The 21,379-nt window shown below is 65.6% G+C and carries 30 protein-coding genes and 1 tRNA gene; 22 read left to right on the forward strand and 9 right to left on the reverse strand.

Features of this window, described 5'->3' with window-relative positions:
• Positions 1–44: 44 nt before the first annotated feature.
• From ASE75_RS06295 to ASE75_RS06340, 15 genes are all read left to right on the forward strand, one after another.
• Positions 45–779, forward strand: coding sequence for a S24 family peptidase (locus ASE75_RS06295; protein WP_055930574.1), 735 nt, complete (start codon positions 45–47; stop codon positions 777–779).
• A gap of 51 nt (positions 780–830) precedes the next feature.
• The gene (locus ASE75_RS15390) at positions 831–1,304 is read left to right on the forward strand and encodes a hypothetical protein (protein WP_156340226.1); all 474 of its coding nucleotides are present in this window, start codon (positions 831–833) and stop codon (positions 1,302–1,304) included.
• 118 nt (positions 1,305–1,422) lie between these two features.
• Positions 1,423–1,788: a thermonuclease family protein gene (locus ASE75_RS06300; RefSeq protein ID WP_055930577.1), complete on the forward strand. Its 366-nt coding sequence runs from the start codon at positions 1,423–1,425 to the stop codon at positions 1,786–1,788.
• Positions 1,789–1,817: 29 nt separating this feature from the next.
• Positions 1,818–1,958, forward strand: coding sequence for a hypothetical protein (locus ASE75_RS15395; RefSeq protein WP_235512531.1), 141 nt, complete (start codon positions 1,818–1,820; stop codon positions 1,956–1,958).
• A complete protein-coding gene (locus ASE75_RS15400; protein WP_156340232.1) occupies positions 1,955–2,422 on the forward strand; it encodes a hypothetical protein in 468 nt (155 codons plus the stop codon). The genes ASE75_RS15395 and ASE75_RS15400 overlap by 4 nt, the downstream gene beginning before the upstream one ends.
• Positions 2,419–2,838, forward strand: coding sequence for a hypothetical protein (locus ASE75_RS06305; RefSeq protein WP_055930579.1), 420 nt, complete (start codon positions 2,419–2,421; stop codon positions 2,836–2,838). Before ASE75_RS15400 ends, ASE75_RS06305 begins: the two co-directional genes overlap by 4 nt.
• Entirely contained in the window at positions 2,835–3,173 is a 339-nt protein-coding gene (locus ASE75_RS06310) for a hypothetical protein (RefSeq protein WP_055930582.1), read from the forward strand. Before ASE75_RS06305 ends, ASE75_RS06310 begins: the two co-directional genes overlap by 4 nt.
• A gap of 40 nt (positions 3,174–3,213) precedes the next feature.
• Positions 3,214–3,906, forward strand: coding sequence for a hypothetical protein (locus ASE75_RS06315; protein WP_055930586.1), 693 nt, complete (start codon positions 3,214–3,216; stop codon positions 3,904–3,906).
• The gene (locus tag ASE75_RS06320) at positions 3,906–4,385 is read left to right on the forward strand and encodes a hypothetical protein (RefSeq protein ID WP_055930589.1); all 480 of its coding nucleotides are present in this window, start codon (positions 3,906–3,908) and stop codon (positions 4,383–4,385) included. Before ASE75_RS06315 ends, ASE75_RS06320 begins: the two co-directional genes overlap by 1 nt.
• Positions 4,385–4,579, forward strand: coding sequence for a hypothetical protein (locus tag ASE75_RS06325; protein ID WP_055930592.1), 195 nt, complete (start codon positions 4,385–4,387; stop codon positions 4,577–4,579). The genes ASE75_RS06320 and ASE75_RS06325 overlap by 1 nt, the downstream gene beginning before the upstream one ends.
• Positions 4,566–4,730 (forward strand): hypothetical protein, encoded by a 165-nt coding sequence (locus tag ASE75_RS15405; protein WP_156340235.1) that lies wholly within the window; start codon positions 4,566–4,568, stop codon positions 4,728–4,730. Before ASE75_RS06325 ends, ASE75_RS15405 begins: the two co-directional genes overlap by 14 nt.
• Positions 4,727–5,065: a hypothetical protein gene (locus tag ASE75_RS06330; protein WP_055930595.1), complete on the forward strand. Its 339-nt coding sequence runs from the start codon at positions 4,727–4,729 to the stop codon at positions 5,063–5,065. The genes ASE75_RS15405 and ASE75_RS06330 overlap by 4 nt, the downstream gene beginning before the upstream one ends.
• On the forward strand, positions 5,066–5,323 hold the full coding sequence (locus ASE75_RS06335) for a hypothetical protein (protein WP_055930598.1): 258 nt from the start codon (positions 5,066–5,068) through the stop codon (positions 5,321–5,323). It begins immediately after the preceding gene.
• A 395-nt stretch (positions 5,324–5,718) separates the two neighbouring features.
• Positions 5,719–6,042: an HNH endonuclease gene (locus tag ASE75_RS15860; RefSeq protein WP_235512543.1), complete on the forward strand. Its 324-nt coding sequence runs from the start codon at positions 5,719–5,721 to the stop codon at positions 6,040–6,042.
• The gene (locus tag ASE75_RS06340) at positions 6,032–6,235 is read left to right on the forward strand and encodes a helix-turn-helix transcriptional regulator (RefSeq protein WP_235512532.1); all 204 of its coding nucleotides are present in this window, start codon (positions 6,032–6,034) and stop codon (positions 6,233–6,235) included. The genes ASE75_RS15860 and ASE75_RS06340 overlap by 11 nt, the downstream gene beginning before the upstream one ends.
• On the opposite strand, the gene ASE75_RS06345 is transcribed toward ASE75_RS06340, so the two are convergent.
• From ASE75_RS06345 to ASE75_RS06360, 4 genes are all read right to left on the reverse strand, one after another.
• Positions 6,220–7,524 carry a tyrosine-type recombinase/integrase gene (locus ASE75_RS06345; RefSeq protein ID WP_055930605.1) on the reverse strand — a complete coding sequence of 435 codons (1,305 nt, stop codon included), beginning with the start codon at positions 7,522–7,524 and terminating at the stop codon, positions 6,220–6,222. The genes ASE75_RS06340 and ASE75_RS06345 overlap by 16 nt on opposite strands.
• A 196-nt stretch (positions 7,525–7,720) precedes the next feature.
• Positions 7,721–7,796: transfer RNA gene (locus tag ASE75_RS06350), tRNA-Ile, on the reverse strand.
• A gap of 119 nt (positions 7,797–7,915) precedes the next feature.
• Complete coding sequence (locus ASE75_RS06355; protein ID WP_055930608.1) at positions 7,916–8,182, reverse strand: hypothetical protein; 267 nt, start codon at positions 8,180–8,182, stop codon at positions 7,916–7,918.
• 144 nt (positions 8,183–8,326) lie between these two features.
• The gene (locus ASE75_RS06360; protein WP_055930611.1) at positions 8,327–9,733 is read right to left on the reverse strand and encodes a M20/M25/M40 family metallo-hydrolase; all 1,407 of its coding nucleotides are present in this window, start codon (positions 9,731–9,733) and stop codon (positions 8,327–8,329) included.
• 110 nt (positions 9,734–9,843) lie between these two features.
• Here ASE75_RS06360 and ettA point away from each other — a divergent pair, with 110 nt between their 5' ends.
• Both ettA and ASE75_RS06370 read left to right on the forward strand, forming a co-directional pair.
• Positions 9,844–11,523, forward strand: a complete 1,680-nt coding sequence (ettA, locus tag ASE75_RS06365) for an energy-dependent translational throttle protein EttA (RefSeq protein WP_055930614.1) — start codon at positions 9,844–9,846, stop codon at positions 11,521–11,523.
• Positions 11,524–11,642: 119 nt separating this feature from the next.
• Complete coding sequence (locus tag ASE75_RS06370) at positions 11,643–12,326, forward strand: DUF3108 domain-containing protein (RefSeq protein ID WP_055930617.1); 684 nt, start codon at positions 11,643–11,645, stop codon at positions 12,324–12,326.
• Positions 12,327–12,332: 6 nt separating this feature from the next.
• On the opposite strand, the gene ASE75_RS06375 is transcribed toward ASE75_RS06370, so the two are convergent.
• The 5 genes from ASE75_RS06375 to ASE75_RS06395 form a co-directional block, all read right to left on the reverse strand.
• Positions 12,333–12,905: a Uma2 family endonuclease gene (locus ASE75_RS06375; protein WP_055930618.1), complete on the reverse strand. Its 573-nt coding sequence runs from the start codon at positions 12,903–12,905 to the stop codon at positions 12,333–12,335.
• 67 nt (positions 12,906–12,972) lie between these two features.
• A complete protein-coding gene (locus ASE75_RS06380; RefSeq protein ID WP_055930621.1) occupies positions 12,973–13,737 on the reverse strand; it encodes an NYN domain-containing protein in 765 nt (254 codons plus the stop codon).
• Between the two features lie 31 nt (positions 13,738–13,768).
• Complete coding sequence (locus ASE75_RS06385; RefSeq protein WP_055930625.1) at positions 13,769–14,149, reverse strand: DoxX family protein; 381 nt, start codon at positions 14,147–14,149, stop codon at positions 13,769–13,771.
• Positions 14,150–14,236: 87 nt separating this feature from the next.
• Positions 14,237–14,716 (reverse strand): GreA/GreB family elongation factor, encoded by a 480-nt coding sequence (locus tag ASE75_RS06390; protein ID WP_235512533.1) that lies wholly within the window; start codon positions 14,714–14,716, stop codon positions 14,237–14,239.
• An 8-nt stretch (positions 14,717–14,724) separates the two neighbouring features.
• A complete protein-coding gene (locus ASE75_RS06395; RefSeq protein ID WP_055930630.1) occupies positions 14,725–16,722 on the reverse strand; it encodes a lytic transglycosylase domain-containing protein in 1,998 nt (665 codons plus the stop codon).
• A 79-nt stretch (positions 16,723–16,801) separates the two neighbouring features.
• On the opposite strand from ASE75_RS06395, the gene dapA reads away from it, so the two are divergent.
• The 5 genes from dapA to ASE75_RS06420 all read left to right on the forward strand — a co-directional run bounded on the left by dapA (position 16,802) and on the right by ASE75_RS06420 (position 21,328).
• Complete coding sequence (gene dapA, locus ASE75_RS06400; protein WP_055930633.1) at positions 16,802–17,686, forward strand: 4-hydroxy-tetrahydrodipicolinate synthase; 885 nt, start codon at positions 16,802–16,804, stop codon at positions 17,684–17,686.
• Between the two features lie 95 nt (positions 17,687–17,781).
• Positions 17,782–18,084 (forward strand): hypothetical protein, encoded by a 303-nt coding sequence (locus tag ASE75_RS06405; RefSeq protein WP_055930636.1) that lies wholly within the window; start codon positions 17,782–17,784, stop codon positions 18,082–18,084.
• A 66-nt stretch (positions 18,085–18,150) separates the two neighbouring features.
• The gene (smpB, locus tag ASE75_RS06410; protein ID WP_055930638.1) at positions 18,151–18,633 is read left to right on the forward strand and encodes an SsrA-binding protein SmpB; all 483 of its coding nucleotides are present in this window, start codon (positions 18,151–18,153) and stop codon (positions 18,631–18,633) included.
• Positions 18,633–19,190, forward strand: coding sequence for a DUF2062 domain-containing protein (locus ASE75_RS06415; RefSeq protein ID WP_055930641.1), 558 nt, complete (start codon positions 18,633–18,635; stop codon positions 19,188–19,190). Before smpB ends, ASE75_RS06415 begins: the two co-directional genes overlap by 1 nt.
• Before the next feature lie 86 nt (positions 19,191–19,276).
• Positions 19,277–21,328: a M13 family metallopeptidase gene (locus ASE75_RS06420; protein WP_055930644.1), complete on the forward strand. Its 2,052-nt coding sequence runs from the start codon at positions 19,277–19,279 to the stop codon at positions 21,326–21,328.
• Positions 21,329–21,379: the final 51 nt, after the last annotated feature.

A 21,379-nucleotide genomic window follows, 5' to 3' on the forward strand; every position in this document is an offset into this window, starting at 1 on the left:
ACCCTAGCCTTCCGGGCGCGGCTGGCGTGTGTGACATCTCGGGCATGCCCGAAGTCTACCGATCCCCTCTCCAAGAATACCTGACCGCTTTGGTCGCTGCCTCAGGGCGGACGCGGGATTCATTCGACACGGAGTTGCGCAAGCTGCTCGATACCACAGGTAAGCCGCTCTGGGACATTGAGCGTGGCAAGGTCAAAAGGCCGAGTCCGCGAGTGCTGCGTGCGATTGAATCAGTCTTTGGCCTCCGCGGCGATAGCCTCGTAGATATTGTGCATCCTCGTACTCGCGCCTTCGAGAACGATTCTGAAGCGGGCCACCGGTCGGATAGGCCGGAGCAGCCTCAGGTGAGATCTGCCGACAGCGGCGAGACCGCGCCGGTAATGCGCCTCGACTTGTCGTATTCGATGGGCGCAGGATCCGATTTAGATTCCAGCTACGTCGATAGCGAGGCATTCGAGTTTGACATCGCCTTCCTGCGAAGCATGACCATAACTCCCGCAGACCGGATTAGAATCGTCGATGGAATTGGCGACTCCATGCAGCCCACGCTGCATGACCGGGATCTGCTGTTTATCGACGTGAACCAAACTGACCTCAATGCCCAAGATCGTATTTGGGCGATGTGGCTTTTTGGCCTAGGTGCGGTCAAGCGCTTGCGAGCGATTGACGAGAACAGGGTGATGGTCATCAGTGATAATCCAGATGTCGAAAACCAAATCGTAGACCGATCGAATATTATGATTCATGGTAGGGTGATTGGATCAATCAAAAGGCACTAGAGGTGTGACGAACAACCGGTCTTTAATCACTTGGAAGTGGAAGTGTGCGGTATGACCGGCATCCTTCGGCAACTTTCTCTTGCTGTGATATTATCGACTGCGATTGGAGGTTGTTCGCCAAAACCGGAGCCGGTCGCGCGCTGCGAAGCAATATTGCTTGGGACGCTGAAGGCTCCGTCGACTTATAAGTTAATCGAGCAGACGGTTGCTCATCCGAAGGCCGATGGATCACAGGACGTCTTCCTAACCTACGATGCCGCGAACAGCTACAACGCCCCAATACGCGACCGGTATTGGTGCATTTATAATTCGCGGACGCGAATTGCAGCTTCTCGGCCGCCAGATCCGGCTATCGTCGAAGACGACATGGATATTCCACCAGTCGTTGGCATCGCACGATCCGAATCGTCCTCCCCGCCGGCAGGGGCCGAAGCCGAAACAGACGTGCCCGTGTGCAGCCAGGAAGATTCACCAAGCAAATTTGAATTGATGAATCAGCTAGGGGTCGACTGCACAGGCGAATAACCGGCGTAGGCCGCGCCCCACTTAACCGGTTGACTTGGTAGGGCGCACCCTACATAACTCTTCCATCAGCCGCACGACGCGGCGATGGAGACCGCCCCCGTGCTATTCCAAGGCCGCCATGATCCTGACGCTGCTCGCCTCATTCTTGCTGACCGGCTGTACCGCGACGGATGGCGACACCATTCGCTGCGGGTCGGAGCGGATACGCCTGCTGGGGATCGATGCGCCCGAAATGCCGGGCCATTGCCGGCGGGGCAGGGTGTGCGCGCCCGGCGACCCGGTGCGCTCGAAGGCGACGATTGCCGCGATGCTGCGCCGTGGGCCGGTGACGATCACGCGGACGGGCAGGGACCGGTACGGCCGGACGCTGGCGCTGGTCAGCGTGAATGGGCGCGACCTGAGCTGCGAGCAGCTGCGCGGTGGCTTGGCGATCTACAAGCCGCAGTGGGATACCGGCGGCAGGCTGCGGAGCATCTGCACCTAGACCGGATCGCCGGTGCCGCCGCAGGAGCGGTGCTGGTCGTCGCGATTGCCGGGGGCTGGATCGCGGGCATATTCGCCGCCGCCGCCGTGGTGTCGGTCGGGGTCATCGTCGGGATGGTCGCGCCGCAGTGGCGGCGGATCGCCGACGTGCTGGTGGGGCGCTGGCTGTGAGCGCGTCGGACCTGAGCCGCGACAATATCGCGCGCGTGCTGGCGAAGGCCGACGGCCTCGATTGGGATGAGGCGTGCCTTTTTGAAGTCAGTGATGTTTGCGGCTGCGACAGCAGCACTTGCATCGGCGCTCATTACGAAGATCATCAGCCTGAAATTGCCCGCGCGGCGTACCGCAGGCAGGCCGACGCTGTCTTGGGACTCATCGCCGGCAAGCCCGTCGCATCTGTCGAAAGGCCAGATTCTGATGCGCTGGATGAATACCTGCCGGAAGCCATCAATGGCGCGAAGCGGTGTGGTATCCAGCGGTCTGACTGGCTCACAGGGTGGTATGTCCCATGGTCCCCACGGAATGATAATCAAAATGCCGAGGGCCCTTGGTCCGACTGGGTCGATTTAGCCCGCGCGATACTCAAGGCCGACGCTGAAGCTCTAGGGCGGCACGCCCAAGGTAGCGTCGCATGACCGTCGACCCCGACCTCCTCCAGGACATCGAAGACCTGCGCGGCGTCTATGCCGAAATGGCCGCCGCCCGCGCGCAGGCGCGTGGACTGGACCCGGTCATCAATTTCCGGGGCCATGCCGCCGCGAAGGAGCATGCCGCCGATCGACACGGTGTCATCGCCACCCGCGCGCGGCGTCGGGGCATGGATCCTGACGTCATGCTCGCCATCCTCGCCGCCGATCGCGATCTGCAGGCGCGGCTGCGGCGCAGGCCCAGCCCGGCGCAGCTGGTCAAGCACCTGTCCGCCGAAGCCGCTGCCGCCATATCCGAGGATGACGCGGCACAGCAGGCCCTTGCGGTCGCGCAGCAGGCGATCGCGCGGACGGCGCGGGTGCGTGTAGCCCGGTCGGCTGCATTGCGGGCCTTCGCGGCATGACCGCGCTGTCCGCCGCCGATGTGGCCGCTGCCTTGCGTGGCGGGGTACGCATCGCCCCGTCCGATCAATCGCCGTGGGTCGGCATCCCGATTGCCGGCCAGCCCTTCACCCGGGAGCAGGTCGCCGCCGTGACCGCCAGCGGGCGCGAGCCATCCACGGTCGCGCGCATGCAGGTCGAGCTGCGCCAGCCGACCGGGGAGGGCGACGGCTACATCCCGCGCATCGTGCAGGTCGCGTGCCCACGGCTGGCGCGCACGAAGGCCCGCACCCGCGCCCTCATCATCACCCCGTCCGGCGAGCAGCGATGGGTCAATGCCGACCCCAGCCTGCCGTGACCACCATCCATTCCACATCTTGCCTGCATGGAGACCTATCATGACGACCTATACTGGCGATCATATCGGTGATCTGACCATCTACCCCGGCGACGACGTATCCGCGCTCACCAGCGTCGGTGGCTACCTCTACATCCGCGCCGAGGGCGTCCAGCTGCCCGCGCTCACCAGCGTGGGTGGCGGCCTCTACATCAGCGCCGAGGGCGTCCAGCTGCCCGCGCTCACCAGCGTCGGTGGCGRCCTCKACATCCGCGCCGAGGGCGTCCAGCTGCCCGCGCTCACCAGCGTSGGTGGCGACCTCKACATCCGCGCCGAGGGCGTCCAGCTGCCCGCGCTCACCAGCGTGGGTGGCKACCTCGACATCCGCGCCGAGGGCGTCCAGCTGCCCGCGCTCACCAGCGTGAAGGGGCATGACCTGCCGCCGCCCGAGGTGGCGCGTCAGCGGCTGGTGGAGGTCGCACGCCACGCGCTGATCCCCGGCAAGCTCGACATGGGCACCTGGCACAATGAAAGCGCGCACTGCGGGACTGCTCACTGCATCGCCGGCTGGGCTGTCCACCTCGAAGGCGCGGAGGGCTACGCCCTGGAGGATCAGGTCAGCCAGCCGGCGGCAGGCAATATCCTGCTCGGCGTGGAGGCGTCGTCGCTCTTCTTCCTGTCCGAAGACAAGGCTCGGTCCGCACTGCACAAGGTGCTGGCCGATGCCGGTGAGCCTGCGCCGGTGGCCGGCTGATGGCTGCCATCGAATATGCTTCGCTGCCGGATATGAAGGCCTGGTCGCAAGGCGTCATGGCTCGCGAGCCGGACTTCGTCATTGGCCCTGCCGAGGATCCGTACCTGCGACGGTGGTGGATCCTGCGGCGCAATACCGGCTGCAATGTCTACCTGCATGAAATCCTTCGCAGTGACGACGACCGTGCACTCCATGACCATCCGTGGGCCAATACCTCGATGCTGCTGGATGGTCGCTATGTCGAGCACACCCCTGGCGGAAAAGCGGCTCTGCGCGAGGCTGGATGGATCGGCACCCGCGCCGCCGAAGATAGCCACTGCCTCGAGATTCTGCCGGGCGAGCGCGCAATATCGCTTTTCATCACCGGGCCCAAGGTCCGGGAGTGGGGCTTCTATTGTCCCAAGGGCTGGGTCCACTGGCGCGATTTCACCGGCGGCGTGAATGGCGAGCTGCTCGGCCGTGGATGTGGTGAAGCCTGATGGCCGACGCCGCCGACATGGCCGCCGACCTCTACGAGGCGCACCGCGAGCGCAGCATCGCCGCCGCGCGCCAGCCGATCGCGGTGGGCGTGCCCGGGGAATGCGACACCTGCGGCGATGATTCGCCGCGCCTGGTCCGCGGCGAATGCGCGCGGTGCCGTGATGAGAAGGACCGCCAGCATGCGCGCCGGTGATCCTACCATGCAGATCGTCGGCTGGCTCGCCAATCGTGCGGCAGAAGCGATCGTCGCGCGCGCGACCGACCGGGCGGTCCGCCGCGTCAAGATCCGCATGATCGAGCGCGCGCGCCGTGCGCGGATCGTCGGCCGGCGAGGCTCGCGATGACCGCGACGCCCCCACCGCAGACGGACTGGAGGTCTGTGCCGGCCGATCCGACCGAGGACATGTACCGCCACATGGAAAGCGTCGCGGAAGGTCGCGTCACGCGCATGCAAGCGTGGCGTATCTGGCACGCCATGGTGCGCGGCGCGCCCATGTGCCCGCAGGATACCGGGGCGATCCGCCGCGCCGCCGATGAGCTTCGCGCAATTGCTGCGCTGATCGAGCGCCCGCCGCTTGACGACGTGCATCTCGTGCAGAGCGTCGCCGTGCGTATGGCCGGCGCGATCCGGACGATACTCGCGGGCTTTGCGACCCATCACCACCGAGAGGGCCTTTAGATGAAGAACAAGATGACGGATCTGAATGACCACCTATTCGCCCAGCTCGAGCGGCTGGGTGATGAAGACCTCACTGACGAGCAGCTGGAGCGGGAGGCAAAGCGCGCGATTGCTATCACCTCGGTCGCCGAGCAGATCGTCAAGAACGCCGACGTTCAGCTGAAGACTGCGTCCCTGCTCGCGCACCACGGCTACCATTTTGCGCCATCACTGGCGACGATCACATCGGTGACCGAGCGCAAGGCCATTACCCAGTGAAGGGGCGGCGCATTCCTTATAGCGCCACAGAACTCGCGTGGATCGAAGCGCGTAAGACGGACCCGCGCGACGTCACGCTCGCTGCATTCTGCAGAGTATTTCGCCGGTCGGATGTGACCCTCACCCACCTCAACTCGCTCTGCAAGCGCAATGGCTGGCTGACCGGCAGGACGGGGCGTATCGAGAAAGGGCAGGCGCCGCCCAACAAGGGCAAGCGCTGCCCCGAGGGCACGGGGGGCAGGCATCCGAACGCCCGACGGACGCAATTCCAGCGTGGGGCACGCTCGGGAGTAGCGGTCACATTATGGAAGCCGATTGGCACAGAGCGCATCACTGAAGACGGGTACAGGGAGCGCAAGGTCCACGACGGCCTTCCTATGCAGTCCAGGTGGCAGATGGTGCAGCGTATAGAATGGGAAGCGGCGCATGGTCCAATACCGGAAGGCTATGCTTTAAAGTGTCTCAACGGCGATCGGCTCGATACATCGCCTGCAAACTGGTCTCCTGTATCGCGCGGTGTGCTCGCCAGACTCAATGGGGGTCGGCATCGCAAGACGCTTGCCTATGACGATGCGTCACCCGAACTGAGGCCGGCCGTCATGGCGCTCGCGAAGATCCGACAGCGCGCATCGGAATGCCAGCCTAACGCGCCAAACCGGGGCCTTTCGACGCGACGCATACAATCCCCCGACCGCAAGGAGCATGATCGTGACCACTGACCGCAGCAGCGACAGCTTGCTCCGCATCGCCGACGTGCGCCGCCGCACGGGGCTGTCGACCGCCACCGTCTATCGCCGGGTACAGGCCAAGACCTTCCCGCCCAAGGTGCAGATCGGCCCGGCCGCCGTGGCCTGGTACAAGAGCGACATCGATGCCTTCGTCGCCAATCCGCTCACCTACCGCGCCGCCTGATCGCGCAGCAGGTCGTGCGGATCGTCCAGCCCCTCGGTGATCATCGCCGCCCACGTCTCGGCCAGCGTCCGCCGCCGCGCCGCGAATTTGGCGCGCATGTAAGCGAATTCGCTGCCCGACACGCCCTTGGGCCGGTGGGCCAGCATCAGGTCGATCAGCAGCCGGTCGCCTTCCCGGCCATGCTCCATCGCCCACTCATTCATGATGGTCGAGAAGGCGGAGCGCCAGCCATGCGGGACGTGTCGGCCCTTGTAGCGGCCGCCGGCCATCCGCTTGTACAGCGTGCTGATCGCTGCATCGCTCATCGGGACGCGCGCTGCCAGCCCGCCGGGGAATATCAGGCGGCCACGGCCGGTCAGCCGGTGGAGCGCGCGCAGCGCGCGGACGGCCTGGTCGGGCAGGGGCACGTCATGGTCGAAGGCCTCGTCCCCCTTGTCCTCGACCTCCAGCTTCATCCGCTCGGCAGAGATGCGCCACAGCGCCGCCGGCGCCGGGCTATGGGCATCAGTCCAGTCGATGCCGCTGATCTCGTCCCATTCGGCCGTCCTCAGCACACCGACGCGGACGGCCGTCATTGCCAGCAGGCGCGACGCGAGCTTCGTCGTCGGATTGGACGTCGACCGGTCGACCACCTGCTGGAGCGCCAGCAGCTCGGGCAGCGTTGTCAGCGCCGGCTGCTTCGCGCCCTTCGGCGTCGGCTTGAGCGCGTCGATCAGGTCGAGCGTCGGATTGACGCTGACCAGGTGCTCACCCTTCGCGCGGATGAAGATGGCGGACAGATAGCCCAGCACACGCTTAGCGGTCTCGATCGACCCGCGCTTCTCGATCTTGCGCAGCGCCTTCAGGATCAGCGGCCCGTCGATGTCTGCCACGGGCAGCTTGCCCAGGTCGGGGAAGACGTCACGCTCGAGCGCATTGAGCACCACCTGCGCGTGACGCGGCGACCATCGCGGCCGCTCGTCTTCATGCCACGCCAGCGCCGACGTCCTGAATGTCGCGCCGATCGCGGCGATCGCGGCGCGCCGCTCCCGGTCGGCCTCGACGGCCGGATCCTTGCCGGACCGCAGCACGGCGCGGGCGGCGTCGCGACGGTCCCGGGCCTCTGCGAGACTGACCTCGGGGTATTGCCCGAAAGTCAGCACCTTTTCTTTATCCGCATGTCTATACTTCATGCGCCAAGACTTCGCGCCCTTGGTCGTGACGAAGAGATAGAGCCCCTTGCCGTCAGCCAGCTTCTGCGGCTTTTCGCCTGGTCGGGCATTGCGGATTTCGACGACGGTCAGTGGCATGAATCACCCCGGATGCTCTGTCGCGCGGGCATTTGGGGGTATCGTGGAAGGGGTCGGGTGCCGATACCCCCACGAATCCCCCCAGAAGACCTGCGCTGTCCCGTTCTACTATGAGAACGTATGAGAAACAAATGCAGTCCGAAGGCGTCGGGCTAAGGAGGGAGCGAGAAGATATGGAACAGATGAATGAAAAAATTGGTGGGCCCGGCAGGACTCGAACCCGCAACCTAGCCGTTATGAGCGGCCAGCTCTAACCATTGAGCTACAGGCCCCACCGTGATTTCGGTCCTAGCGACACCCGTCGCGTACCGCAAAACGAAAAAGGGCGCCCCGTGACGGAGCGCCCTTTCCACACAATATCACTATCGGACCGTGATGGTCCGACCAGTGATTACTGCATGTTGTCGATCTTTTCGTCGGCGACGTCGCGAACGTTGTCCGCTGCGGCTTCGACGTTGTCGGCTGCGTTCTCGAGCGCGTCGGAAGCGACTTCGTTCGAGGTGTTGTCAGCCATGTCTTCCAGGTTATCAGCCTGCATTTCCATGTTGTCAGCCATCATTTCCGCGTTGTTCTCAACAGCGGCAGCTTCAGGCGACTTGTTGCAGGCGGCCAACGACATCAGGCCGGCGGCAGCAGCGATCAGAACGATCTTCTTCATTCGAATGCTCCCAAGCATAGCATTACTCGCGGCCGACCCGATTGCCGTCGCGAAGTGGCTGCAAATAGCGACAGTCCGTGCCCCGTCAATGGTGATTCATCGTGGAGCAAGGTCCGGCGCCTGCGGTTCGTCTCATTGTCGCCGTCATTTGCGCGGCGTGACAGGGCCGATCGCCTCGGGTGCGTTGGCGACGATGGCCAGCATCGCGGTCCAGGCGGCGACGTTCTGGCTCAGTTGCGCGCGGTCGATCCGGTCGATCCCGTCGTCGGGCGTGTGGTGCGTATCGAAATACTGAAGCCCCGACTGGTTGAGGTCGACGGCCCCGACGCCCAGCGCCAGCGTGGGCGCGATGTCGGTCCCGTCGCCGCCGATCGCGGTGCCACGCGTGATCCCGATCGGCGCGAGGGCGGAGGCCAGGCGGTCCGCCACCGGCTTTGCGCTGTCGGGCAGATTGACCTCGAATCGCCAGATCCGGTCGGCCCCGAAATCGGATTCGGCGGCGATCGCATGACGCTCCTGCGCGTGAACCCGGGCATAATCCTTGCCGCCGAAACCGCCGACTTCCTCGGCTCCGAACCAGACGACACGGATCGTGCGGCGCGGACGGCCGGCATCCATGATCCGCTTGGCGGCGGTCGCGGTGATCGCCACGCCCGAGGCGTCGTCGATCGCGCCGGTGCCCAGATCCCAGCTGTCGAGATGGCCACCGACCAGGACGATGCCCGCCGATGGGTCGCTGCCGGGAACCTCGGCGATGACATTGCCCGATTCGTGGGTGCCGGTCTGGCGCGGGGTCAGGACCAGTTTCATCATGACCGGTTTGCCGCGCGCGGCGATCCGCTCAAGCTGTTCGGCATCGGGCACCGACAGCGCGGCGGCGGGAATCGGCGTGACGCCGGCCGGGAAGTTGGTGGTGCCGGTGTGCGGGAACCGGTGATGGTCGGTGCCGATCGACCGGATGACGATCGCCGCCGCCCCCTTCGACGCGGCCAGCGCCGGGCCGACGAAGCGCGCGGGGCCGGACTGGCCATAGCTCGACCCGTCCTGCGTCGGCTGCATCGCGTTGCCGACATAAGCGATTTTGCCCGTCAGGCTGCCGGCGGGCGCGGCGGCAAGGTCGCCATAGGTCGCGAACACGACCACCGGCGCGGTCAGGCCACCGGCGGGCGTGGCACCGGAATTACCCAGTGCGGCGAGGGTGAGCGTCTGGGGGAAGGGCGACAGGATCGTGGCACTTTCCTCGCCGCGCACCCACACCGGCATCTGATAGGGTTCGATGCGGACGTTCTTGAAGCCCATCGCCTTCAGCTTCACGACGGCCCATTGTCGCGCGCGTGCCTCCGCTTCGGTACCGGCCAGCCGCTGGCCGACCTCGGTCGTCAGTCCCTCGATGATGTCATAGGCCATCGTGTCGCTCATCGCGGCGTCGCGCAGGGCGGCGACCTTCGGGTCGACGGTGGCGGGTGGCGGTGGCGCGACGCGCTGCGCGAACAAGGGAGGGACGGACAGGGCGGAGGCGGCGAGGGCCGCGGCGAGGATGCGATGGTTCATGGGATGGGAGGCTAGGCCAGGACGACGGCGTTTGCCAACCGGGCGCGCGATCATTACATGGCCTGAGACATTTTCCCGCCCTTATCCAAGCACGGAGCTCGGCACCCAAGATGGCCGTCCAGTATACCTACGTCATGAAGGGTCTGACCAAGACCTTCCCCGGTGCCGCAAAGCCCGTTCTGAACAACATCCATCTGCAGTTCATTCCGTCTGCCAAGATTGCGATCATCGGTCCCAACGGGTCGGGCAAGTCGACCCTGATGAAGATCATGGCCGGCATGGACCCCGATTTCACGGGTGAGGCGTGGGCGGCCGAGGGGATCAACGTCGGCTATCTGGCGCAGGAGCCGCAGCTGGACCCGACCAAGGACGTCATGGGCAACGTCAAGGACGGCGTGCGTCCGGTCGCCGATCTGGTCGACCGGTTCAACGCGATCTCCGACGAGATGGGCAACCCAACCGACGACACCGATTTCGACGCGCTGATGGAGGAAATGGGCGAGCTTCAGGCCAAGATCGACGCGGTCGACGGCTGGGCGCTCGACAGCCAGCTGGAACAGGCGATGGAGGCGCTGCGCTGCCCGCCGGGCGATGCCTCGGTCGAGAATTTGTCGGGCGGCGAGAAGCGCCGCGTCGCGCTGTGCAAGCTGTTGCTGGAAAAGCCGCAGATCCTGCTGCTTGACGAACCGACCAACCATCTGGATGCCGAAAGCGTCGCGTGGCTTGAGAATTACCTGAAGGAATATACCGGCAACGTCATCCTGGTGACGCACGACCGCTACTTCCTCGACAATGTCGTCAACTGGGTGCTCGAACTGGATCGCGGGCGCTACTACACCTATGAGTCGAACTATTCGGGCTATCTGGAAAAGAAGGCCCAGCGCCTCAGCCAGGAGGAGCGCGAGGAGGCCGGCAAGCAGAAGGCGATCGCCGACGAGCTGGCGTGGATGCGCCAGACTCCGAAGGCGCGCCAGACCAAGTCGAAGGCGCGTATCCGCGCGTTCGACGAGCTGATGGAGAAGCAGGAGAATCGTGTCGCGGGCAAGGCCGCGATCCTGATCCAGCTGCCGTCGCGCCTTGGCGGCAAGGTGATCGAGGCGAAGGGCCTGACCAAGTCGTACGGCGACAAGCTGTTGTTCGACGGTCTGGACTTCACGCTGCCGCCGGGTGGCATCGTCGGTGTGATCGGGCCGAACGGCGCGGGCAAGTCGACCTTGTTCAAGCTCATCACCGGTCAGGAAACACCGGACGAGGGCACGATCGAGGTCGGTTCGACCGTCAAGCTCGGCTATGTCGATCAGAGCCGCGACGATCTGGATCCGAACAAGAACGTCTGGCAGGAAATCTCCGACGAACTGGAAATCTTCCGCTTCGGCAAGCAGGAGATGGGGACGCGTGCCTATGTCGGCGCGTTCAACTTCCGCGGTCAGGACCAGCAGAAGAAGGTCGGCCAGCTGTCGGGCGGTGAGCGCAACCGCGTCCATATGGCCAAGATGCTGAAGGAGGGCGGCAACGTCCTCCTGCTCGACGAGCCGACCAACGATCTCGACGTCGAGACGCTGCGCGCGCTGGAGGAGGCGCTGGAGACGTTCGCGGGTTGCGCGGTGGTCATCAGCCACGACCGCTTCTTCCTTGATCGCTTGGCCACCCACATCCTCGCGTTCGAGGGTGACAGCCATGTCGAGTGGTTCGAAGGCAATTATGCCTCGTACGAGGAGGACAAGCGTCGCCGGATGGGCGATGCCGCCGATCGACCGACGCGACTGGCCTACAAGAAGCTGACCCGCTGACGGGACTAAGGCGGGGTGGCCGAGGTCGTCCCGCCTGACCTTTCTGCGTGAAAGCGGCTTGACTGTAATGGTTGAATAATACACCTTCGCCGGATCGAATCTGATCCGGAGATTGCGCCATGTCCCTGCTGCTCGCGGTTTTGGCCATGTCACCGGTGGTGGCTGTTCCAGAAGGCCGTCGGCTCAAGCCGGTGGATCAGTGTTTCGCGATCACCCGCCTGACGCCGCAGGGTGAGACGACGATCGGGGCTACGCGGCAGATCGTCCGCCTCGCGAAATACAACGGCAAGCCGGTCTGGGACGTGGTGATCCATCAGCGTATCGCCGCGATGAAGTTCGACATGGGCGATCACGCGATACTGGCGCGCGGCGACCTTCGACCGATGTTGTTTGACAACACCCGCGACGGGGCGCGGCACGTCAGCTTTGCCTATCGCGGCGACCGGGTCAGGGGCACGCGCCGCGACAAGGGCGTGGATGTGCCGATCGACCTGAAGGTCGGACGGGTGTGGGACGGCAATATCTGGGGCCTGACCTTCGCCGCGCTGCCGCTGTCGGTCGGCAAACGCTTTACCCTGCCGACCTATCAGTATGACAATGGTATCGGGCGGTTCGATATCAGCGTCACGGGCAGCGAAGCCGTGACGACCCCGTCCGGACCGGTTGCCGCATGGACGGTCGACGTCACCACCAGCCGGGGCATGGTCGTGACCTATCTGATCGGCAAGGACGGGGTGGAGCTGGGAACACGGTCAGCGCAGTTCGGGTCGCGGCTTGGCGGGGACTGCACCGGGCTGGCGTGATTACGGTCAGAGTCCGGTCGTGGCGATCGTCAAGCCGGCGCAGGTCGTGGCAATGACGGGATCGCCGAACGCGGTTTCCCGATGATCGGCGTACGTTCCGCTGGCCGGTGACCACATCTGATGGATGACGCGACCATTCACGTCGACGATCCAATATTCAGGAATGCCGGACTGCGCATAGATGGTCGCTTTCGTGGTCAAACCGGATTTCAACGTCGAATCCGCCACCTCCACGACAAGCCTTACGGACGCCAGCGGGATAAGACCTTCGCCGTCGGCTTCGCCCGTAACGACGATATCCGGCTCGGGGACGCTATGCGGTGAGATTCTGACCGATCCCGCGACAATGGCCTCCAGGCGGTCCGCTCGTCCAGTGAGTGCGCTTGCCAGCAAGACATGCAGTCGCGATTTGATACGGGCATGAGGGCGATGCTGCGCGTTCATGTAAACGACCTCCCCCTCAATCAACTCGGTCTTGCCGTAACCGGCGAAGGCACCCGAATCGTCCAACATCAGATAGTCCTCTGATCGGAGTTTCACCGGCAGGGGGATGGTCGTGAGAGGAACCACGTCAGTCATCGTGAAACAGCAGCACAACCCGTGCAGGTGCCAAAGCCACCGAACGGATCCCGATCGGGCGACAACTCTACCGCAACCGCTTCACATATACCCGGCCGTTTTCGCGGCGTTCGGTCTGGAAATTGGGGACGGTCTGCATCAGGTCGGACAGGCGGCTGAAACCGTAATTCCGCACATCGAAACTGGACCGATTGCCGGCGAGCTGGCCCAGTTCGGTCAGGCTGGCAAAGCCGCGCTCGTCACGCTTGACGGCATTGTAGGCGTCGATCAGCAGCTTGATGACGGCCGCGTCGATCGTCTGCGTCGGCTTGGGGCGGGGCGGCGCGACCGGGGTCGCCGCGCGGTCGCCGCCGATCGCCGGCGGCAGGGGAAGGGGCAGCGGTTCCGACGTGTCGTTCAGCGCGCTGACGTCGATGAATCGGGTGCAGGCCTGGCGAAACCCCTCCGGCGTGCGGCTTGTGCCGAAGCCATAGACCGGCACGCCGTCCTGGCGGATGCGCATGGCCAGCGGCATGAAGTCGCTGTCCGACGACATGATGCCGAACCCGTCGATCCGCCCGCGAAACAGCAGGTCCATCGCGTCGATCGTCATCTTCATGTCGGTCGCGTTCTTGCCCTTAGTCAGGTCGAACTGCTGCTGCGGCTCGATGCCGTGCTTGATCGACATGTCGCGCCAGCTCTTCAGCGCGGGCTTCGACCAGTTGCCATAGACCCGGCGGACGTTGACGGTGCCAAGCTCGGCCAGCACCGTCAGCACGGGGTCGAGGGTCGCGGCGGACGCGTTGTCGGCGTCGATCAGCAGGGCGACGTTGCGGGTGGGGATGTCGATCATCCCCCTGCTGTAGCAAAACGTCCGCCGGCGATCACCCCTGCTTTCGCAGCGCGTCCACACTCCACGCCCCGCCGCCGGCTGCCGCTAGATACAGGAAGACGAAGCAGTACAGCACCGCCGCCTCGCCGCCATTGGCGATCGGGAAGGGGCCTTGCGGCGCGTGGGCGATGAAATAGGCGGCGGCCGACAGGCCCGAGGCAAGAAAGGCCGCGGGCCGCGTATAGGCCCCGAGGATCAGCAGGGCACCCGTGACCAGTTCGATCCCGCCGGCGATATGCAGCATCGGTGTGATCGGCATGGGAAAGGGCGGCAAACCAAACCACTTCGATACGCCGTGGCTGAAGAAGATCAGGCCGGACACGAGACGCAGGATGCTAAGCAATCGGGGCGACCAGATGGCGGGAATGGGCATCGCGGATGATCCTCGTGATATTGTTACGGTTCCGCAACTTCCACTGATCCGCCGTGCCGGTCAACCGACGACCCGGAAACGGATCGTTCAAGGATAGGCGATCGCCATGACCTCGTATTCGCGCTCGCCCGCTGGCAGGTAGACCCGGCGCACATCGCCGACCGCCGCCCCCCGAAAGGCCCGCGCGATCGGCGCGTTCCAGCCGACGCGGCCCGCGCCCGCATCGGTCTCGTCGTCGCCGACCAGCGTCAGCACCCGCGTCGTGTCGTCTTCGTCGGCGATGGTGATCGTCGCCCCGAACCACACGCGGGACCGGTCGGGCTGCTGCGCGGGGTCGACGACTTTGGCCGCCTTCATCCGTTTCGACAGCCAGCCAAGCCGCCGATCGACTTCGCGCAGACGCTTGCGGCCATAGATATAGTCGCCATTTTCCGACCGGTCGCCATTGCCCGCCGCCCACGAGATCGTCTCGACCAGCTTCGGCCGCTCGCCGTGGAACAGCGCCTCATATTCAATCCGCAGCGCGCCGTAGCCGGCCGGCGTGATGTAGTTGGGACGGTTGGTCACCGCTTGCGTCATCCGGCCCGCGACTTGCCAAGATACCAGCTGAGGTTCGCCGGCCCCCGGCTTTGTGCGCGCGCCGGATTCATCAGATCGTAGACGACCGCGTTTTCCAGCACCCGCTGCACATAATTGCGGGTTTCCTGATAGGGAATCGCCTCGATCCAGTCGACCATGTCGACAGCCCCCGTGCGCGGATCGCCGTTCAGCCGCAGCCATTTGTTCACGTTGCCGCCGCCGGCGTTGTACGCGGCGATGGCGAGCGGATAGCTGCCATAGCCATTGTACACGCGCTGGAAATAGCTCGACCCCAGCTTGATCGAGACGCTGGGATCGCTGGTGAGCGAGGCCAGGTCATAGGCCATGCCGATCTTGCCCGACTGCTCGCGTGCGGTCCCGGGCATCAACTGCATCAGCCCGCGCGCGCCGGCGTGGCTGACGGCGGTGCGATCGAACTGGCTTTCCTGGCGTGTGATGGCGTGGATCATCGTCCAGTTGCCTTCATAGCCGGCGGGGACGACCATGGTCGGAAAACCGGCGGCGGAATAGTCGCTGAAGCCGTTCTGCATCGCGCTGCGCCCGACCATGACGCCCAGATCGGGGCGGCCCAGCGATTGCGACAGTTCGGCCGCCAGCAGGTGATCGGTATCGGTCGTCGCGTCGGCCGCGATCTGGCGAACGAACGCGGTCTGGTCCTGCCGATCGCCGATCTGGCCGAGGAAGCGGACGGCGCGCACGGTTTCGCGATTGTCGAACGCCGCACGGGCCGCCGCCGGGATCGCGATGCCGCTGATGGCGGGCGGCGCGACCAGCGGCCGTCGGGTCCGCTCGGCGGCAAGCTGACCATAGAACTGGTCGCGATAGCCGGCGGCGCGTGCGAAGAACGCAGCGGCATCGGCGCTGCGCCCGGCGGCTTCCGCCGCGCGACCCGCCCAGTAGAAGCCCTTGGCGCGGGTATTGGGCGATTGCGATCCCCGGCCATAGCGGTCGAACATCGTCATCGCGTCGGCCGGACGGCCCAGTTGCTTCATCGCCGTCTGGCCCGCCAGCCACGCCAGCGAGGTATAGTCGTCGCGCTCGCCGTAGGGCTTGGCCGACACATCGGTGCCGGCCGGATAGGCGTCGTCGATCTGGCGGGCGATGTCATAGGCCACCTGATACTGGCTGTCCGCCGCCGCGCCGCGCGCGTTGGTCAGCAGGACTTCATACCATTTCTCGACATGCCCCGGCCGGCTGGCGAGGCTGCGCGGACGGGCGAGCCAGCCGCGCGCGGTCGGTGATGCCCCGGCATTGCGCAGCCACATCGCCCGATCGGCGACATAGCCCGGATCGCTGGCATAGGTGTCCTGCGGGTCGACCAGACCCGGCGCATTGGTGCGAAATGCGAGGCGGGCGGCGAACACGCCGCGCTGCTGCGGCGAGACATAGCCAAGCTGCCGCGCCGCCGCCGCCGTTTGACCGGCCCAGAGCAGCGCGTCCATCCGCGCGTCATGATCGGCCGGCGTCAGCGCACCGGCAAAGCTCGACAGGACGGCCATTTCGTCGGTCGGCGACAGCGCACCCTTGCGCCAGGCGTCGCGCGCGGCGGCATAGGCCGCCGCCTGTTGCCCGGTGGCCATCAGCGCGCGGGCATAGGCGACGCCGCCGGCCGCCGATTGCGGCGGGAAACGGCGGAAATAGGCGACGACGCTGCCCGGTGCGCCCGACCCCATCGACGCCTGCCGCTCCGCCGCGCGCCGGTTCGCCGCTTCGTTCGGCCAGCCGGGATGGGCCATGACGAACCCGGCATAGCTGTCGAACGGCATCGCATCGGTCTGCTGGATGGTCCGCCACTGCGCCAGCGCGGACGCGATCGCCGCGTCGGCAGGGCCGGCCGGCGCGGGCGTACCCGGCCCCATGTTCGCCATCTGCGTGCGATAGCGGTCGAGCTGGTCCTGCCCGCCGCCGGATGTCGCGATCAGCCCTGCGGCCGCCGCCAATACGATGCTCGTCTTCAACGCCAATGCTACCATGTGGACAGGATAGCGGTCCCGCCCGTATCTGTCCTGAACGAAATCCTCGAACAGGCGCGTCAGGAGCGCAATTCATCCAATGTTTTCCGGATCCATCCCGGCGCTCGTCACGCCGTTCGACATGCACGGCCAGTTCGTCGAAGGCGCGTATCGCGATCTTGTCGAATGGCAGATCGGCGAGGGTTCGGCCGGCCTCGTGCCGTGTGGCACCACCGGCGAGGCGGCAACGCTGTCCAAGGACGAACATTTCGACGTCGTCCGCATCTGCGTCGACCAGGCGAAGGGGCGGGTGCCGATCCTTGCCGGCGCGGGGTCGAACGACACCCGCGTCGCGGCCGAAAACCTGCGCGCGGCCAGGGATGCGGGTGCCGATGCCGCGCTGATGGTGCCGCCCTATTACAACCGCCCCAGCCAGGAGGGCATCTTCCGCCATTTCGCCGCGCTGGCCGAAACCAGTCCGCTGCCGATCGTGCTCTACAACGTGCCCGGCCGGACTGTGACCGATATCCAGCCGGCGACCCTGGTACGGATCGTCACCGCGTTTCCCGACATCTTCATCGGCGTGAAGGATGCCAGTGGTGCGTTGTCCCGCGTGTCCGACCACCGCGCGGGATGCGGCCCGGACTTTACCCAGCTGTCGGGCAATGACGATCTGGCGCTGGCGTTCAACGCGATGGGGGGCACGGGGTGCATCTCCGTCAGCGCCAATGTCGCGCCGGGGCTGTGCGCGGCGTTCCAGTCGGCCTGCGCGGATGAGGACAACACGCTGGCGCTCGACCTGCACGACCGGCTGTATCCGCTGCACACCGCGATGTTCACGGACGCGTCGCCGGGGCCGGTGAAATACGCGATGACGCGGGTGTTGCCAGGCTTCCCGCAAGGGCTTCGCCTGCCGATGACATGGCCGGGCGAGGGCGCGCGTGCGGCGGTCGATGCGGCGCTGGCGCATGCGGGGCTGGTGTAGCTCTCGGCACAGGTTCCCCGGCAAAGGATGCGGTGATCTTTGCCACGCCAGCGCCACAATCGGCGGTGATCCTGCGGTATCGACGGGAGGTTCCTATGCTGGTGACGATCGCCCTGATGCTGCAAGCCGCGCCGCCCGTGGTGATCGACCTGCTGGTCGCCCCATCCCCGGCATGCCGGCCGGATAACGACGCGGACGCCATCGTCGTGTGCGCTCGCAAGGGGGCTGACGCGCAGTTCAGGGTCCGCCCGTTGCCCGATGTACCCGAGGCACAATTGCTGCCCAAGGCCGAGACGTCGCTTGCCGGAGGTACGCTATCCGCCGAGGGGGAGGCCGCCGCCATGCCGCAGGGGCAGGTCAGCCGGCGGGCGATGGTCCGCTTCAGGCTACCGTTCTGACGGTCATTTCACCGCGACCACCGCGAACCGCTTCCATGGCGGGCATCGACCGCCTACATCGCCCCCATGTCGCGTCCAAAGCCCCCCACGTTCGAGAAAACCAAGATCGTCGCCGAGAACCGGCGCGCACGGTATGACTATTATGTCGAGCAGGTGTTCGAGGCCGGCATCGCGCTGACCGGGACCGAGGTGAAGGCGCTGCGCTTCGGCGAAGGCTCGATCGCGGAGAGCTATGCCGAGGTGAAGGACGACGGCGTCTGGCTGGTCAATTCCAACGTGCCCGAGTTCAGCCACGGCAACCGGTTCAATCATGAGCCGAAGCGGCCGCGTAAACTGCTGCTTCACGAACGTGAGATACGCAAGATGCACGGGGCGGTGGCGCGCGAGGGCATGACCCTGGTCCCGCTGATGGTGTATTTCAATTCGCGCGGTCGTGCGAAGGTGGAGCTGGCGTTGGCCAAGGGCAAGAAGGCGCACGACAAGCGCGACGTCATCAAGGAGCGCGACTGGAAGCGCGAGCAGGGCCGTATCATGCGCGACCGCGGCTGATGGCGACGGCCGCGCCGTCCCTCTGGCAGCGCATGGCGGCGTGGTGCCGTCGCAACCTGCCGACTCGCGAGAGTATGGAGCGCAGCCGGTTGCTGCGTCCGGTCGCGCACCGGGTGCTCGCGCCCGAGTTGTGGCGTTTTACCCGGCGATCGGTACCGCGCGGCGTTGCGCTGGGCATGGTGACGGGTATCCTGTTTCCCATCGCGCAGATCCCGTTGTCCGCGCTGTTCGCCCTGCCGTTCCGGGCCAACGTGCCGGCGGCGGCGCTGACGACGTTCATCACCAATCCGCTGACGACACCGTTCCTGTGGGGCCTGGCCTACTGGATCGGACGGGCGGTGCTGCATCTGGATACCGTCGTCCCCGGACGGCCGGTTGCGGATGCCGCCAGCGCCGGATGGCTGCAATGGCTGATGTCGGAGGCGGGGCCGGCGATCGCGGTCGGCCTGCTGATCCTGACCGTGGCGATGGCGGTCGGCGGATATTTCCTCAGCATCCTTGGCTGGCGGTTGTGGATCGCCCGGAAGTGGCGGCACCGCCACGCAATAAAAGACTAATTCGCGGACATAATCCGCAATTGACCGGGCGTGTCGGGCGCGTACAACCGTGCCATCCTGAAACGCCAGTCAATCGAGAACCCTTGATGCGCTCATCGCTGTTCGTTGCTTCCCTGCTCGCCACCGTCGCGGTCGCGGGTGGTATCCATGCCCAGTCTGCTCCGGCTCCCAAGGCAGCCGCACCTGCCGCGTCGGACAAGGCCGAGATCGGCGACTTTGGCGTCGACCTTGCCGGGCGCGACACCAGCGTGAAGCCGGGTGACGACTTCTTCGACTACGCGAACGGCAACTGGTACAAGGCGACCGTGATCCCCGAGGACCGCTCGTCCTACGGCATGTTCCACAAGCTGCAGGATCGCTCGCTCGAACAGACGCGGACCATCCTCGACGCCGCCGCCGCCCGGCCGGGTGACAAGATCGGCACCTATTACACCAGCTTCATGGACGAGGCCGGGGCGAACGCGAAGGGTGCGACCCCGGTCAAGCCGTGGCTCGATGCGATCAAGGCCGCGCCGGACAAGACCGCGCTGGCCGTCGAAATGGCCAGGCTGCAGCGGCAGGGCGTCGGCGGGTTCATCCGCATGGGCGTCGGCCAGGACGACAAGGCCCCCGACACCTATGTCGTCAGCGTCAGCCAGGGCGGCATCGGCCTGCCCGACCGCGACTATTATCTGAAGGACGATGCCAAGCTGGCCGCCGTCCGCACCGCCTATCAGGCGTATCTCGCCAAGATGCTGACGCTGGCCGGCGAACCGAATGCCGAGGCGCGGGCCGCCGCCGTCGTGGCGATGGAAACCGCGATTGCGAACGCACACTGGACCCGGGTCGAAAGCCGCGACGCCGACAAGACCTATAACAAATGGACCGCCGCCGACTTCACCGCAAAGGCGCCCGGCTTCCCATGGGCACCGTTCATGCAGACGATGGGCGTGGCCAACCGGCCGGCGTATATCGTCGCCCAGCCAAGCGCGCTGACCGGCGAGGCCAAGGCCTATGCCGCCGCCCCGCTGGCGGTGCTGAAGGACTTTGCGATGCTGCGGGTGCTGCGCTCCTATGCGCCGTATCTGTCCAACGCGTTCGATCAGACCAACTTCGCCTTTTACGGCACGACCCTGTCGGGCACGCCGCAGCAGCAGGCACGGTGGAAGCGTGGCGTGACGTTGGTCAGTGACGGCATGGGCGAGGCGATCGGCGAGCAATATGTCGCCAAATATTTCCCGCCCGAATCGAAGGCGGCCGCCGACGCGCTGGTCAAGAACGTGATCGCGGCGATGGGCGACCGTCTGGCCAAGCTGGAATGGATGGCCCCCGAGACAAAGGCCAAGGCGCAGGCCAAGCTGGCGGCGTTCACGCCCAAGATCGGCTACCCCGACAAGTGGCGGGATTATTCGGCATTGCAGATCCGTCCCGGCGATCTGGTCGGCAATGTCGCGCGCGCCAATGCGTTCGAATATGACCACGACCTGGCCAAGCTGGGCCAGCCGATCGACCGCGGCGAATGGTTCATGACGCCGATGACGATCAACGCCTATGCCAACCCGACGATGAACGAAATCGTGTTCCCGGCCGCGATCCTCCAGCCGCCGTTTTTCGATCCGAAGGCGGACCCGGCGGTCAACTATGGCGGGATCGGCGCGGTCATCGGTCACGAGATCAGCCATCACTTCGACGATCAGGGCCGCAAATACGATGCGACCGGCAAGCTGACCGACTGGTGGACGCCGCAGGACGTCACCCGGTTCAAGGCGTTCACCGACGCGCTGGTGAAGCAGTATGACGCCTATGAGCCGCTGCCGGGCCAGCATATCCAGGGTGGCCTGACACTGGGGGAGAACATCGCCGATCTGGCCGGCCTCACCGTGGCGCTCGATGCGTATCACAAGTCGCTGGGTGGCAAGCCCGCGCCGGTGATCGACGGCACGACCGGCGACCAGCGCTTCTATTACGGCTGGGCCGGCGTGTGGCGCAGCAAGCAGCGGGAGGCGGCGTTGCGTCAGGCGTTGCTCAGCGATCCGCATTCGCCCGGACACCAGCGCGTGCTGACCGTGCGCAATCTGGACCCCTGGTATGCGGCATTCAACGTGAAGCCGGCGGATGCCCTGTATCTGGCCCCCGCCAACCGGATTCGGATCTGGTGATACCGGTCCGTCGCGGGCGATGCTTGACGGCGGCGTGAGCCGCGGTGAACA

Source organism: Sphingomonas sp. Leaf17, assembly GCF_001421505.1.
Classification (GTDB): Bacteria; Pseudomonadota; Alphaproteobacteria; order Sphingomonadales; family Sphingomonadaceae; genus Sphingomonas.